The following is a 13,735-nucleotide window of genomic DNA, read 5'->3' on the forward strand; positions in this document are numbered from 1 at the left end:
CCGTCCCCCGGGCGCCGTGCCCCGCTCCGCCCGCCGGCCCCGGGCCGGGCGGCTAATCCTTGAGGGCGACCGCGATCGTGTCGTTCCCGCGCGCCAGGCGCTCGGCCCGGTCGAACCGGAAACCGGCCTTCTCCGCCCACGTGCGGAACTCCGCCGCCGTGTACTCCGAACCCCCTTCGCTCAGCAGCGCCACGTTCAGGCTGCCGATGAGGCTGCGCAGATCGGGGGCGTCGTCGTCGAGCATCTGGTCGTAGACGACCAGGGCGCCGCCCGCGGGCAGCGTGTGGAAGGCCCGGTCCACCAGCTCCTGGCACTGCTCGGACGACCAGTCGTGCAGCACGTGCCCGAGGACGACGACGTCGGCCGAGGGCATCTCGTCGGCGAAGAAGTCGCCGGGGTGGAAGGTCACCTCGCCCGCGGTGCCCCGCTCGGCCATCAACTCGTCGAACAGCGGCTCCGCCTGGGCCAGGTCCATGACGTGGCCGGTCAGATGCGGGTGCGACAGCACCAGTTCGGCCGCCACATTGCCTCGGGCGCCGCCCACGTCGACGAACGAGCGGTACGGCGACCAGTCGAACCGCGCGGACAACTGCGGAGCCACGACGGCGTTGTTGGCGTCCATGTTGCTGAAGAACCCGCGAGCCGCCGCTGGGTCGGAGTAGAGCCGTTCCATGGCGTCGAGCCCCATCGCCGCCTTGGGCCGGCCGTCGCGCAGCGCCTCGGTGAGCCGGCCCCAAGTGTGGTAGTGCCGCTGCGCCGCGGCCTTCACCCGCCCGCCGAGGAACAGCGGGCCGCCCGGTACGAGCGCCTCCCGTGCCACCTCGCTGTTGGCGTACCGCTGCCCGGCGCGTACGAGCAGCCCGAGCGCGGCGAGCGCGTTGAGGAAGTCCTCGGCCAGCCGCGGGTGCAGTTCGCGCCGCGCGCAGATCTCCGCGGCGCCGAGCGGTCCCTCGGCGAGCAGCTCGAAGACGCCGGTCTCCACCGCGCTGTGCAGGATCCGCGCCTCCGCGTAGGCGGTGTTCAACCGGGTGATCCCGGTGGCATCGGTCACCATGGCTCTTCCTTTCGTCGTCGGCCGATTCGCCGTCGGCCAGTTCGTCGGTGGGCGGTTCGCCGTCGGCCCTTCCCTCGCCGGCCGGGTCGGCGCCGGACACCTGACGCCGCGCAGCCTGGACGCCCCCGGTTGAGCTGTTCTGGAGCGCCGCTGAAGAAAGCGCGGCCGACGCGGACGAGACCGGGAATCGACGAGGGTTCGAGTACGCCGCGCGACTCTCCCGCCAACGGTCCGGTGACGTGAGGAGTCGACGGTGGAGATCAGGAGCGGGGTGTACGTGCGCTCTGTCGGCAGCTGCCTGCCGCCGCGCGCCAGCACCCGACAAGCGGTGGACGAGGGCCTGTACGAGGCCGACGACCTGGAGCAGATGGGGCTGACCGGCACTCTGGTGGCCGGCGACGTCTCCCCGGCGCACATGGCCACCGCCGCCGCGGCGACGGCGCTGGAACGGGCCGGGGTCACCTCGGCGGAGCTGGACTGCGTGATCCACTCCAGCGTCTTCCAGCCCGGCCCCGACGGCTGGTCCCTGCCCGGGTACACACTGCGCGAACTCGGCGGCGGCAAGGCATCCGTGATCGAACTGCGCACCGGCTGCTCGGGCATGCTGAGCGCGATGGAGCTGGCCGTCGGACAGCTGACGGGCGCCCAGGGCCACACCTCGGTCCTGCTCACCGCCGCCGATCACATGGGCGTCTGGCTAAAGCGCTGGCCGTCCGACGTCTACCTCCCCGGCGACGCGGGCAGCGCGCTGCTCCTCAGCTCGGTGGGCGGCTTCGCCAGGGTCCGTTCCATCAACTCCGGCACCGTGCCGCAGTTGGAGCGGATGAACCGGGGCGACGAGCCGCTCCACCCGCCGGGCCCGCGCGGCCTCGTCGATCTGCGGGCCCGGCACGCGTCGGTCACCGAGCACATGGCGGAGCGGGAGGCGGCCAACCTGATGGCCGGCCTCAACACCGAACTGGCCGAACTTTCCATCGCCGAGGCCGGCATCAAGACGTCCGACATCAGCCGGGTCGTCTACCACAATATGGCCGGGTTCATCGTCGAGTTCTTCCTGTCCCAGATCGGGGCCACCCTGGAGCAGTCGGCCTGGGAGTTCGGCCGGACCGTGGGCCATATGGGCTGCAGCGACCAGGCCGTGGCGCTGGAGCACCTGCTCCTGACCGACGGCCTGGCGCCCGGCGACCACGTCATGCTCTGCGGGGCGTCGGCCGGGTTCGCGACGGTCTGCGCCGTACTCGAAATCCTGGACGTGCCCTCCTGGCCCGCCCCCGCCCCCGCCCCCACCCCCGTCGCCGCATGACCATCGCGCGGGGCTTCACCGTCCCGGCCCACGCCCGTACGCACGCAGGGGCCCCGGACCAGGAACTGGCCGCGTGGCTCGCGGCACAGCGGCGCGCCCACCGCTTCGACGTCCGCCGGATCGGCTTCGACGACCTGGCCGGCTGGCACTTCGAGGAGGACGGCGGAGACCTGGCCCACGAGAGCGGACGGTTCTTCCGGGTCGAGGGCCTGCGGGTGACCACCGACCATCCGGCGCACGGCTCCTGGACGCAGCCCATCATCAACCAGCCCGAGATCGGCCTGCTCGGCATCGTCGTCACGTACTTCGACGGGGTGCCGTACTGCCTGCTCCAGGCGAAGATGGAACCGGGCAACGTCAACACGGTCCAGCTGTCACCGACCGCGCAGGCCACCCGCAGCAACTACACGCGGGTGCACGGCGGCCGGGCGACGCCGTATCTGGAGTACTTCACCGGGCCGCGGCGCGGCCGGGTGCTGGTCGACTCCATCCAGTCCGAACAGGGCTCGTGGTTCCTGTGCAAGAGCAACCGGAACATCGTGGTCGAGGTGGCCGAGGACGTACCGCTACTGGACAACTTCCGCTGGGTGTCCATCGACCAGCTGCACGGCCTGCTCCGGCAGGACAACACCGTGAACATGGACACCCGCACCGTACTGTCCTGCCTCCCCTTCGCCCCCGCCGGCCGCGGCCCGCGCGCGGAGGGGGACGGCGGCGACGCCTACCGCCGGGCGCTGCTGAGCTCGCTGACCCGGGACCCGTGGTCGCTCCACACGGCGGACGACATCCTCGGCTGGCTCGCCGAGACCAAGGCCCGAAGGCTGTTCGTACGCCGTCACACGCCCCTGGGCCTGGTCGGGGGCTGGCACCGGTCGGCCGACGCGATCAGCCATGCCGAGGGCCGGTACTTCCAGGTCATCGCCGTGGACGTGACCGCGGGCAGCCGGGAGGTCAGCCACTGGACGCAGCCGATGTTCGCGCCGACGGGCCGGGGCCGGGTGGCCTTCGTCGTACGTCCCGTCAAGGGCGTCCTCCATGTCCTCATGCACGCCCGGCTGTCGGCCGGGTACCGGGACGGGGTGGAACTCGCCCCGACCGTCCAGTGCACGCCCGGCAACCTCGCGGGCCTGCCCGATGCGGCACGGCCGCGCTTCCTGGACTTCGTGCGCGAGGCCGACCCGCGGCGGATCAGATACGACGCCGTGCAGTCGGAGGAGGGAGGCCGTTTCCACCGGGCCGAGACCCGTCACCAGATCATCGACGGCGGCGACGACTTCCCGCTCGACGTACCCGAGGAGTACCGGTGGATGACCGTACGGCAGCTCACGGGGCTGCTGCGGCACAGCAACTACCTGAACATCGAGGCGCGCAGCCTGCTCGCGGCGCTGCACACCACCTGGTGACCGGCACGACCGCGGGCCCCCTGCGGCTGGGGGTGCTGGGCTGCGCCGACATCGCCCGGCGCCGCATGCTGCCGTCGCTGGCGCACCAGCCGCTCGTACGTCTCGTCGCCGTCGCCAGCCGGGACGGCGGCAAGGCGGAGCGGTACGCCGCCGAGTTCGGCTGCGCGGCGGTGACCGGCTACGACGCGCTGCTCGCGCGGGACGACATCGACGCGGTCTACCTGCCGCTGCCGTCCGCTCTGCACGTCGGCTGGTCCGTGCGGGCTCTGGAGGCGGGCAAGCACGTGCTGTGCGAGAAGCCGTTCGCCCCCGACGCGGCACAGGCCCGGACCGCGGTGCGCGTCGCGCGGAAGCGCGGGCTGCTGCTGATGGAGAGCTTCATGTTCCTCCACCACGGGCAGCACGCGGCGGTCCGCCGCCTGGTCGCCGACGGAGCGATCGGCGAGCTCCGCTCGTTCACCGCGGAGTTCGGCGTGCCGCGGCTCGCGTCCGGCGACCTGTGGGACGTCGGCGCCTACCCGGTACGCGCCGCACGCCTGTTCCTCGGCGACGAACTCACCGTGCTGGGCGCCCAGTCGGGCGACACCCATGGCGCGGCGCTGCTGTGCTCCCCGGGGGGCGTCACGGCCCAGCTCGCCTACGGGAGGGGGCACGCCTACCGGAATCACTACGCGCTGTGGGGCAGCGAGGGTCGGATCTCCCTGCACCGGGCCTACAGCACGCCCGACGACTACGTGCCCGTGGTACGCCTCGAACGGGGCGGCGCCCACGAGCCGCTGACCCTGCCCGCCGACCGGCAGTTCACCAACGTGGCCGGGGAGTTCGCGCGGGCGGTCATCGAGAGAGCCGACTTCGAGCCGTACGCCGCCTCGATCCTGCGCCAGGCGGAGCTCGTCGAGGCGATCGGCGCGAGCGCCTCACGCCCGCTCGACCAGACGCACGATGTCGGCCGGACTCGGTAACGCGGCCACCTCGTCCCGCAGCCGGCGGGCCGTGTCGATGTACGAGCGGTCGTCGCGGATGGCGGCGCAGGCGGCGGTCACCGTCTCCACCGACGCCTCGGTCCAGGGCACCTGGACCCCGGCGCCGGCCGCGTGCAGCAGCCGGGCCGAGTCCCACACCTCGGCGATGACCGGGACGCTCACCTGCGCCACCCCCTCGGCGAGGCAGGTCAGCGTGGTGCCGTGCCCGCCATGGTGCACCGCGACGTCGCAGGCGGGCAGGATCGCCGACAACGGGAACCGGCCCGCCGCGAGCACCCCCTCCGGCAGCGGGTCGAGCGTCCGGGCCAGCTCGTCGGAGACGGCGACCACGACCTCGTAACCGAGCTTCGGCAGCTCCCGGCCCAGCGCCTGCAGCAGCGTGAGCCCGCCGGGAATCGTGTTCTCGTTGGGCAGCGGCACCCGCGTGCCGAAGGTCAGGCACAGCCTCGGCCGCTTCCGCTCCTCGAACACCCAGGACGGCACCTGCTCGATGCGGCCGTTGTACGGCACGTACCGCATCCGCGTCGCACCCGGCTTCGACCGCGGCCGCATGCTGGGCGGGCAGACGTCGAGCGACAGCATGGGGTCGGGGAATTCGGTGCGTCCCAGCGCGCACAGCTCCGGCGCCAGCTCCCCGACCGCCGCCCGCGTGATCGTGTCGGGCGCGGCGAGCCTGATGGACTGCTCGATCCACGGCACGCCGCGCGCGGCAGCCACCATCGGCCCGGTGAGGCTGTACGTCTCGGTGAGGACCAGGTCCGGCCGCCACCGGTCGGCGAGGGCCAGCGCCTCGTCCATCATCCGCAGCACCAGCCGACCGTAGCCCCGGCCGATGTGCCGCAGCAGCGGCTCCTCCTCGCGCGGCATCGTCGTACGGTCGCCGTCCCGGTCGAAGGAGAGGACCTCCGGCATCTCGACGCCGGAGCAGACCGGCGCGAACGGCAGCCCCGCGTCGGTCACGGTCGGCCCCATGTTCTCGGAGGCGGCCACCAGCACGTCGTGGCCGGCGGCGCGCAGCGCCCATGACAGCGGTACGAGGGGCATCACGAACCCCTCGGAACAGCCTGCGATGACGAGGATTCTCATGCCGCCAGCCAAACCCGCCCGGCTCGATGGAAGGTCGAGCCGCGGTCCACGCCGCCGGCCGCCGGCGCCGGGCCCGGAACTCGCTCGCACACCGAGCGGCACTGGACCTCGCGTCGAGGGGCCGCGCGGACGCTCGGTGCCCTCAGCCGCATCCGGAGGGAGCACACGATGGAGTACCGAAAGCTCGGCGCCGGCGCCCTGGAGGTCTCGGCCGTCGGGCTCGGCTGCCTGGCCATGACCGGCGCGTACGGGCCGGCCGACGAGGCCGAGTGCGTGGCGCTGATCCGGCGGGGGCTGCGCCGGGGGCTGACCCTGATCGACACCGCCGACTTCTACGGCGCCGGCCGGAACGAGGAACTGGTCGGCCGGGCCGTCGCGGGCCACCGGGACCAGGCGGTCCTGGCGACGCGCGGAGGGCTGCGCGCCGAGCGCCCCGACGGGCCCCCGAAGATCGTCGACGGCCGGCCGCGGTACCTCCGCACCGCGTGCGAGGCGTCGCTGCGACGCCTCGGCGTCGACCACGTCGACCTGTACTACCTGGGCCGCGTCGACCCGAAAGTGCCGGTCGAGGAGAGCGTGGGCGCCCTCGGCGAACTGGTGGCCGAGGGCAAGATCCGGCACATCGGCCTGTCCGAGGCGACCGCGGACGAACTCCGCGGCGGGCACGCCGCCCACCCCGTGACCGCGCTGCAGAGCGAGTACTCGCTGTGGGAGCGGCATGTGGAGGCGGAGATCCTGCCCGCAGCCCGCGAACTGGGCATCGGATTCGTCGCGCACACCCCCCTAGGCAAGGGCCTCCTCACCCGCGCGCTGGCCGAACCGGATCAACTGCGCCCCGGCGACATCCGGCTGAACCACCCGCGCTTCCAGGGTGAGAGCTTCCGGCACAACGTCCAGCTCGCCGCCGAGCTGGACGCGGTGGTCGCCGACACCGGCCTCGGCGCCGCCCAGCTCGCCCTGGGCTGGCTCCTGGCCCGCGGCAACGACATCGTCCCCATCCCGGGTACCCGCAGCGGCGCCCACCTGGCGGCCAACCTGAGCGCGGCGGACGTACGGCTCTCCGCCGAGCTCGTGGAACGGTTGAGCACGCTGGTTCCGCCGGAGCGCGTGACGGGACCGCGGACTCCGGTCCGCCGCTGAGCGCTCCGCCGCGTACCTCCTGTGCGCTCGTACGTCCAAAACGCCGCCCGCACGTCCTCCGTTCCCCCGACACCCCTGGCAGGGCTGACGCATGACCACGATGAAGGCGCTCGTACTGTCCGGCGGGTCCGGCACCCGGCTCCGCCCCATCACGTACACATCGGCCAAGCAGCTGGTGCCGGTGGCCAACAAACCCGTGCTCTTCTACGGTCTGGAGGCGATCGCCGAGGCCGGCATCGTCGAGGTGGGGATCGTGGTGGGGGAGACCGGCGAGGAGATCCGCGCGGCCGTAGACGACGGCTCCCGGTTCGGCCTCAAGGTCACCTACATCCAGCAGCACGCCCCGCTGGGCCTGGCGCACGCGGTGCTCATCGCCCGCGACTTCCTCGGCGACGACGACTTCGTGATGTATCTGGGCGACAACTTCGTCGTCGGCGGCATCGCGCCCCTCGTCGACGGCTTCCGCGCCGAACGCCCGGAAGCCCGCATCCTGCTCACGAAGGTGCCCAACCCCTCCTGCTTCGGTGTCGCGGAACTCGGCGCCGATGGGCAGGTGGTGGCCCTGGAGGAGAAGCCGCAGCGGCCCAAGAGCGATCTGGCACTGGTCGGCGTGTTCCTGTTCACCCCGGCGGTCCACGAGGCGGTACGCGCGATCAGCCCCTCCGACCGGGGTGAGCTGGAGATCAGCGACGCCGTGCAGTGGATGATCGACAGGCGGCGCGATGTGCGCTGCACCATCATCTCCGGCTACTGGAAGGACACCGGCAACGTCACCGACATGCTGGAAGTCAACCGGTCCGTGCTGGAACGCGTCGAAGCGGCGGTGGACGGCACGGTGGACGAGGAGACCGAGATCATCGGGCGGGTACGGATCGAGGCCGGGGCACGGGTGCACGGCTCGCGGATCGTCGGCCCCGCCGTCATCGGCGCCGGCACAGTGATCACGGACGCGTACATCGGGCCCTTCACCGCGGTGGCCGAGGACTGCCGGATCACGGACAGCGAGATCGAGTACTCGATCGTCCTGGCCGGCGCCTCGCTCACCGGGGTGCGCCGCGTGGAGGCGTCCCTCATCGGCCGCCACGTCACGGTCACCCCCGCCCCCCGCAAGCCCGCCGCGCACCGCCTGATACTCGGCGACCACAGCAAGGTGCAGATCTCCTCATGACCACCAAGATCCTGGTGACCGGCGGCGCGGGCTTCATCGGCTCCCACTACGTACGGACCCTGCTGGGCGACGAGGGACCCGGCGACGTGGCGATCACGGTGCTGGACCGGCTCACCTACGCCGGCAACCCCGCCAACCTCGACGAGGTCCGCGGGCGCCCCGGCTTCGCCTTCGTACGCGGAGACATCTGCGACGCCTCCCTGGCGGCCGATCTGATGGCCGAGCACGACCAGGTGGTGCACTTCGCCGCCGAAACGCACGTGGACCGCTCCATCGACGGCGGCGCCCGGTTCGTACGCACCAACGCCGTCGGCACCCACACCCTCGTCGACGCCGCGCACCGGGCCCGTATCCAGACCTTCGTGCACATCTCGACGGACGAGGTCTACGGCTCGATCGACAGCGGCTCCTGGCCGGAGACCCATCCGCTGGCGCCCAACTCGCCGTACTCGGCGGCCAAAGCCGCCGGCGACCTGATCGCGCTCTCCTACCACCGCACCCACGGCCTGGACGTGCGGGTGACGCGCTGCTCCAACAACTACGGCCACCACCACTTCCCGGAGAAGCTGATCCCGCTGTTCATCACCAACCTGCTGGACGGCCGTCAGGTGCCGCTGTACGGCGACGGAAGCCATGTGCGCGACTGGCTGCACATCGACGACCACGTCCGCGGCATAGAACTGGTCCGCACCAAGGGCCGCGCGGGCGAGGTGTACAACATCGGCGGCGGCGCCGAACTGTCCAACAAGGAACTGACCGGCCTGCTCCTGGACGCCTGCGGCGCCACGTGGGACAGCGTCAGGCAGGTCACCGACCGCAAGGGCCACGACCGCCGCTACTCGGTCGACTGCACCAAGATCCGTACCGCGCTCGGCTACGCCCCCGAGGTGGACTTCGCCACCGGGCTCGCCGAGACCGTCCGGTGGTATCGCGACAACCGGACCTGGTGGCAGCCCCTCAGAGAGCGGGCTGCCCGCTGACCGGCGCTCGCTGCGCGCGCCGCGGTCTCAGGAGGTCAGGGCGATCGCTTCCGGAGCGGCCGGGGAGAAGAGGCTCTCCAGGCCGTCGTCGGTGAGCAGTTGCCGCTGCAAGTGCTGGTACGGGGCGGACGGTTCCAGACCGAGCTCGTCCAGCAGGATCCGTCGGAGGTCCCGGTACGCCTCCAGCGCCTCGCCACGCCGGTCGGCCCGCGCCAACGCCTTGATCAGCTCGCCGTGGAACCACTCGTTGAGCGGGTGCATGGACACCAGTTCACGCAGCTCGGGTATGAAGCGGGAGTCACGGCCGAGCTTGCTCTCGGCGAGGATGCGCAGCTTCAGAGCCTCGATCCGCAGCTCCTCCAGATACACGATGTGCGCCTCGATGCACCGCCCGGCCCTGCTGATGTCGGCCAGCGGCGCACCGCGCCAGAGCCGCAGCGCCCCGGCCAGCAGTTCCGACGCCTCCTCGTAGCGCCCCTCGGTCAGCAGGCCGTGTCCGCGCCTGGTGTCCCGCTCGAAGACATGGAGGTCGAGCTGGTCGTCCTGCAGGAGCCGGATTCCGTATCCGGGGGGCCGCGTCAGGATCATCTGGTCGGCGCCCGGCATCTGACCGAGTAACTGGTTGAAGTTCTTGCGCAGTTGATAGATGTATGTCTGCAGGGTGGTGACCGCGCTGCGCGGCGGCTCGTCGCCCCAGATCTCGTCGATCAGGGAATCGCGGTCGACGACCCGGTTGGTTCTGAGCAGCAGCAGGGCCAGCGTCCAGCGCACTTTCTGCGCCGTGGGCGTACAGAGCTGGCCGTCATGTATCACTTCCAGTGGTCCAAGGATGTTGAACCTCATGTGATGCCCCCATGTTTTGGTGTGACGTGGCTTGGCTTTTGCTGTCTCGTGCTCCTGATCGAGTTGCGTGGGACGTGCGAGCTTGTGCGGGGAGGCCGGGCGCGATCGCGGCCCGGTGGAAGAGGGGGTGCGGCGTACGGCCGGCCGGTGCGGGATCATCGGGCCGCGCACGGCTCGGATCGCGGCGATCGCCCGGGCAGAGGCGACGGATCGATCGGGGACCGACCAGCCGACTTGTCTGTCTCGACCTGTCTTTCTTGGACTGCCCGTCCTGGACTGTCCGTCTTCGCCTGTTGCCCGCGCCGGGAGTGCCATACGCGGGCGATGGCCGAGTCCGCGACTGCGGCATGTGCGGTCTGGGCCGCCGGACTCTCGCGGGCCGCGCTCCGCCGCATACGGGCGAACCGGCCCCGGACCCGGTCCGGCTGTCGGCTAGGACATCTTCGGATCGCGGCCCGCGCCGCCGACGCGGTCGCGTTCCCGCGTCCCCGACCTGGAGGTCGGGCTCTGCGATGCGCTGATCACTGCCAAGGCTGTACTGGTTCTGGAGCGGATCTCGCTCATGTATCCCCCGAATTAGTGAGTCCGACTAGATCGTCACTCTCCCTTCGAACCGTTAATGTAAGAATCAAGCAAACGCCAAGAGTAGGTCAAATACCCGTTGGTAATTTGAGATCAGGCTCGACAGTACAGAAAACCCCACGCGGGCCTCGCGCGCCGGAACGAAGCCGATGCTCCGGCAATTCCGGAATTCAAGATTCACATGAGCCGGTCGGCCGACCACAAGTCGCCCACAGCTCTTCCGCTGAGCTTCACCGAACCCGGGCGACGGAATGGGCGCTCGTTAACGAGGCGCCCGCAATTGACGTAGCACCAGCAAATTGCGGCCGTGCCCGAAGGGTGATCGCCACCCGACACGGCCACCGCCAGAAGCCGCCGGCCCGCCCGTAGACCGGCCCGCGCACGACGTACGGCTCCCCAGGGACCACCCCTTTCGCGCCACCGCCCCCAGCCGCTCCCCGCTCGTCCATCCGGCGCACACCCCGTCCGGAATGGCCCGCGGCGAGAACCCGGCGACCAAACCCTCAAGCCCCGGTCGAAATCTGGTCGAACTCCGCTCGCCGCGCCCCCCTCGCCGCAGACACGACCACCCATGGACGACGGCTCGAACCGCTCTCGAACGGCGAGCCTCATCGTCGTCCCGGCAGGCAGAAGGACGCGATGGCGCGGTCGCACCGGGGCGGCCGGTCACCACTGCCTGAATTGACGCAGCGCCCCACGCGAATTCAAAAGAAGCGATTCCGGAACACACCGCTGACAGACGGAGCGCTACCCGGACCGTCACCATGTGCGAGCGAACCCATTACCGCTCCCGATGGCCCGCAATACAATTCCTCCCCGTTCACGAGAGGACACCGGTACAGCGCCCCCGGGGAGAGAGCTCTTGAGAAGAGTCGAAGACCTGTGCCGCACGCACTTCAGGAGCATGCAAATCACCGGTTGAAGCCGTAGTCGACCTGACGTGTGCGCCACCGGAAATTTCTCGCCCATGGAAACCGACGGCCCCGGCCACATCCCCAAGGTCCTCAAGTGAGCCCAGGCGGGGCACTGGGCTGGAGAGCGGGGCGTGACCAACCTTCTCGACCGTCGAGCGTCGGCTACAGCGCACACCCGCCAGCGATGGGACCGCTCAGGCGACCCCAACTTCCCGCTGCCACGAACCTGGTGGCAAACCTGGGATCAGGGGACGCCTCAGGCAGGCGCCGTCGCCCGGGCAAAGGTCATCTGCCGGTCGGCTTCATCGCGGACATGCCGAACCGGCGCACGTCCTACTGGACGCCCTTACCTGAGGTGGCACCCCTGGCCGGCCGCTTCCCGCGGGCGTACCAGGACATGGCCACGGGGGCGGCCGGTCCCGCCGGCAGCGCCGCCAAGCCTCAGTCGCCCGCGATGCGGTGATCCCGTCGCCGGCGCCTGATGGAGGCCGCGTAGGTGATCACCGACAACACGACGATCACGACGGTGGCCCAGAGCAACAGGGTGTCGGTGTCCGTCACCCGGGTCAGCGCGTAGGCGAGGCACGCGAGCACCGCGCAGACCCCCAGGCCCTTGAGGGAGTTCATGGCTCTCCTTGGTTTTTCTCTACAGGTGCTGCCGCGGTCATTTCCACGCGGAGACGCGGGTCACGTACGACTTCACGATGGACGAGACGAGCCAATGCGTCCGCACCACCGTGTAGACCAACTCGGGGATCAGCAGGGCCTCGACGAGCATCGCCTTCCAGCCCAGGTTCCGCACGCGGAGGGCCGGATAGACGACCCAGAAGGCGAGCAGCAGCAGGAGGAAAACCGGGTAGTGGGCGAAGCCGCGCTGTAGGGACCGTACGAGCTGGGTCGAGCCCCACCCCAGGATGTAGGCGGACCCGAAGAGTCCCACGATCATGGTGCTGATCGAGTGCCAGGTGAACTTGGTCCAGCCGCGGCGGCGCAGCGTGTCCACCGTGCCGCGGCTCCACCGCTCACGCTGCTGGATCAGCTCGCGCAGGGTGGGCATGAGGTCGGTGTAGGCGATGCACAGTTGGTTGGCCGTGATCTTCCAGCCGGATTCCTTGAGCGCCAGCGTGGTCTCGTAGTCCTCGACCAGGTTGCGGTGGTCCTCCCAGAAGACCTGCCCCCGCCAGTCGAGGAGCCCTTGGAGCGCCTCGCTCCGATAGAAGGAGCCGGCCCCCGACATGGTGTGCACGTCCTGGCGGTAGCGGGTGTTGGCGGCCCTGCCGTACTCGATGATCTGCATGCCGAGCAGGTACCGCTGCCACGGGTTGCGCCACAGGCCGGTGCGGCCGAGGCAGGCGGCGCTGACGCCGCCCAGCTCCGGGTCGGAGGCGAGGACGTTGCGGGCGCGTTCGATGAACCTCGGGTGCAGTTCGGTGTCGGCGTCCATGACCAGGACGTGCCGCACCTTGCTGGTCAGCCGCCCCCCGACGGACTCCCTGAGCCACTGCAGACCGTAGTTGAGAGCACCGGCTTTTTTGTGCGGGTTGTTCGGCACATTCAGCACCACCGTGTTCGGCGTGGACTCATCGTCCGCGAACTGCCGGGCGAACTCATCGGTGCGGTCGGTCGAGTTATTGACCACCACGACGATCAGGTCGGGGCGTCGGCTCTGGCCGGCCAGGGACTCCAGTGAGGTTAAGACTCCGACTTCCTCGTTACGCGCCGGAACGAGGATGACGGTGTCATAGACGGCCGTATCACCTTGCTCGTCGAACGAGACACGTCCTCTGCGGTGCCGGCTGCCGGCCGCTTCGACACGTTGAACTGGGGCACGGCCCTTACGGCGCCGACTGCCGACCGTTTCGACAGTCTGGACCGGGACACGGCCCTTCCCCTTGCGGCGCCGGCCGCGCGACGAACGCGCGGTTTTTGCCCGTGCGCCGCGCGCAGCTGTGCCCGACAAGGTTCTCCCCCACTCAACTCAAACTCACATGACCCACATCTTGTGCTGATCCTGTGAAAGCACAGCGAGAAGATAACCCAGGTATTTGAACGGCCTACTTTCTCTTTAAGGCAGACCGACTGCACCCCACAGGGGCATACATGGCAAATTGCGACATACCCACCAGAACAAACAGCACAATCCGCACATGTCGGCACAGCGAGAGTATATGAAGATGTGATCAAGGGCACCATGCGCCCCAGTTCCTGACCTGGTTGACGCTGAGATGTACCACCAAGAACACATAAAAGGGGTATACCAGTAGACTCTCAGAAGAATC

General features: G+C 70.1%; 12 protein-coding genes. 7 read left to right on the forward strand and 5 right to left on the reverse strand.

Annotation, left to right across the window (positions count from 1 at the left end):
- Positions 1 to 52: 52 nt before the first annotated feature.
- Positions 53 to 1,054, reverse strand: a complete 1,002-nt coding sequence (locus AB0I22_RS01390; RefSeq protein ID WP_363128534.1) for a methyltransferase — start codon at positions 1,052 to 1,054, stop codon at positions 53 to 55.
- Here AB0I22_RS01390 and AB0I22_RS01395 point away from each other — a divergent pair.
- From AB0I22_RS01395 to AB0I22_RS01410, 4 genes are all read left to right on the forward strand, one after another.
- A complete protein-coding gene (locus AB0I22_RS01395) occupies positions 1,053 to 1,187 on the forward strand; it encodes a hypothetical protein (protein ID WP_363128535.1) in 135 nt (44 codons plus the stop codon). The two genes, AB0I22_RS01390 and AB0I22_RS01395, sit on opposite strands and share 2 nt — an antisense overlap.
- Positions 1,188 to 1,307: 120 nt before the next feature.
- Positions 1,308 to 2,357: a ketoacyl-ACP synthase III family protein gene (locus AB0I22_RS01400; protein WP_363128536.1), complete on the forward strand. Its 1,050-nt coding sequence runs from the start codon at positions 1,308 to 1,310 to the stop codon at positions 2,355 to 2,357.
- A complete protein-coding gene (locus AB0I22_RS01405; protein ID WP_363128538.1) occupies positions 2,354 to 3,760 on the forward strand; it encodes an NDP-hexose 2,3-dehydratase family protein in 1,407 nt (468 codons plus the stop codon). The genes AB0I22_RS01400 and AB0I22_RS01405 overlap by 4 nt, the downstream gene beginning before the upstream one ends.
- Positions 3,757 to 4,722: a Gfo/Idh/MocA family oxidoreductase gene (locus AB0I22_RS01410; protein ID WP_363128539.1), complete on the forward strand. Its 966-nt coding sequence runs from the start codon at positions 3,757 to 3,759 to the stop codon at positions 4,720 to 4,722. Before AB0I22_RS01405 ends, AB0I22_RS01410 begins: the two co-directional genes overlap by 4 nt.
- Here the strand turns inward: AB0I22_RS01410 and AB0I22_RS01415 are convergent.
- Positions 4,678 to 5,829: a nucleotide disphospho-sugar-binding domain-containing protein gene (locus AB0I22_RS01415; RefSeq protein WP_363128540.1), complete on the reverse strand. Its 1,152-nt coding sequence runs from the start codon at positions 5,827 to 5,829 to the stop codon at positions 4,678 to 4,680. The genes AB0I22_RS01410 and AB0I22_RS01415 overlap by 45 nt on opposite strands.
- 168 nt (positions 5,830 to 5,997) lie before the next feature.
- Between AB0I22_RS01415 and AB0I22_RS01420 the strand changes: the two genes are divergently transcribed.
- From AB0I22_RS01420 to rfbB, 3 genes are all read left to right on the forward strand, one after another.
- On the forward strand, positions 5,998 to 6,969 hold the full coding sequence (locus AB0I22_RS01420; protein WP_363128541.1) for an aldo/keto reductase: 972 nt from the start codon (positions 5,998 to 6,000) through the stop codon (positions 6,967 to 6,969).
- 100 nt (positions 6,970 to 7,069) lie between these two features.
- Entirely contained in the window at positions 7,070 to 8,137 is a 1,068-nt protein-coding gene (locus tag AB0I22_RS01425) for a glucose-1-phosphate thymidylyltransferase (protein WP_363128703.1), read from the forward strand.
- Positions 8,134 to 9,117 carry a dTDP-glucose 4,6-dehydratase gene (rfbB, locus tag AB0I22_RS01430; RefSeq protein ID WP_363128542.1) on the forward strand — a complete coding sequence of 328 codons (984 nt, stop codon included), beginning with the start codon at positions 8,134 to 8,136 and terminating at the stop codon, positions 9,115 to 9,117. Before AB0I22_RS01425 ends, rfbB begins: the two co-directional genes overlap by 4 nt.
- A 27-nt stretch (positions 9,118 to 9,144) precedes the next feature.
- Here the strand turns inward: rfbB and AB0I22_RS01435 are convergent, their stop codons facing one another.
- The 3 genes from AB0I22_RS01435 to AB0I22_RS01445 all read right to left on the reverse strand — a co-directional run bounded on the left by AB0I22_RS01435 (position 9,145) and on the right by AB0I22_RS01445 (position 13,416).
- Positions 9,145 to 9,960 carry an AfsR/SARP family transcriptional regulator gene (locus tag AB0I22_RS01435; RefSeq protein ID WP_363128543.1) on the reverse strand — a complete coding sequence of 272 codons (816 nt, stop codon included), beginning with the start codon at positions 9,958 to 9,960 and terminating at the stop codon, positions 9,145 to 9,147.
- Between the two features lie 1,937 nt (positions 9,961 to 11,897).
- A complete protein-coding gene (locus AB0I22_RS01440) occupies positions 11,898 to 12,083 on the reverse strand; it encodes a hypothetical protein (protein ID WP_363128544.1) in 186 nt (61 codons plus the stop codon).
- A 37-nt stretch (positions 12,084 to 12,120) separates the two neighbouring features.
- Complete coding sequence (locus tag AB0I22_RS01445; protein WP_363128545.1) at positions 12,121 to 13,416, reverse strand: glycosyltransferase family 2 protein; 1,296 nt, start codon at positions 13,414 to 13,416, stop codon at positions 12,121 to 12,123.
- Positions 13,417 to 13,735: the final 319 nt, after the last annotated feature.

The sequence above is a fragment of the Streptomyces sp. NPDC050610 genome (assembly GCF_040654875.1).
Classification (GTDB): Bacteria; Actinomycetota; Actinomycetes; order Streptomycetales; family Streptomycetaceae; genus Streptomyces.

Excerpts from the sequence above, each read along its gene's own strand:
- AB0I22_RS01420 (WP_363128541.1), top strand. The coding sequence starts at position 5,998 with ATGGAGTACCGAAAGCTCGGCGCCGGCGCCCTGGAGGTCTCGGCCGTC.
- AB0I22_RS01435 (WP_363128543.1), bottom strand. The coding sequence starts at position 9,960 with ATGAGGTTCAACATCCTTGGACCACTGGAAGTGATACATGACGGCCAG.
- AB0I22_RS01405 (WP_363128538.1), top strand. The coding sequence starts at position 2,354 with ATGACCATCGCGCGGGGCTTCACCGTCCCGGCCCACGCCCGTACGCAC.
- AB0I22_RS01425 (WP_363128703.1), top strand. The coding sequence starts at position 7,070 with ATGAAGGCGCTCGTACTGTCCGGCGGGTCCGGCACCCGGCTCCGCCCC.
- AB0I22_RS01440 (WP_363128544.1), bottom strand. The coding sequence starts at position 12,083 with ATGAACTCCCTCAAGGGCCTGGGGGTCTGCGCGGTGCTCGCGTGCCTC.
- AB0I22_RS01415 (WP_363128540.1), bottom strand. The coding sequence starts at position 5,829 with ATGAGAATCCTCGTCATCGCAGGCTGTTCCGAGGGGTTCGTGATGCCC.
- AB0I22_RS01395 (WP_363128535.1), top strand. The coding sequence starts at position 1,053 with ATGGCTCTTCCTTTCGTCGTCGGCCGATTCGCCGTCGGCCAGTTCGTC.
- AB0I22_RS01390 (WP_363128534.1), bottom strand. The coding sequence starts at position 1,054 with ATGGTGACCGATGCCACCGGGATCACCCGGTTGAACACCGCCTACGCG.
- rfbB (WP_363128542.1), top strand. The coding sequence starts at position 8,134 with ATGACCACCAAGATCCTGGTGACCGGCGGCGCGGGCTTCATCGGCTCC.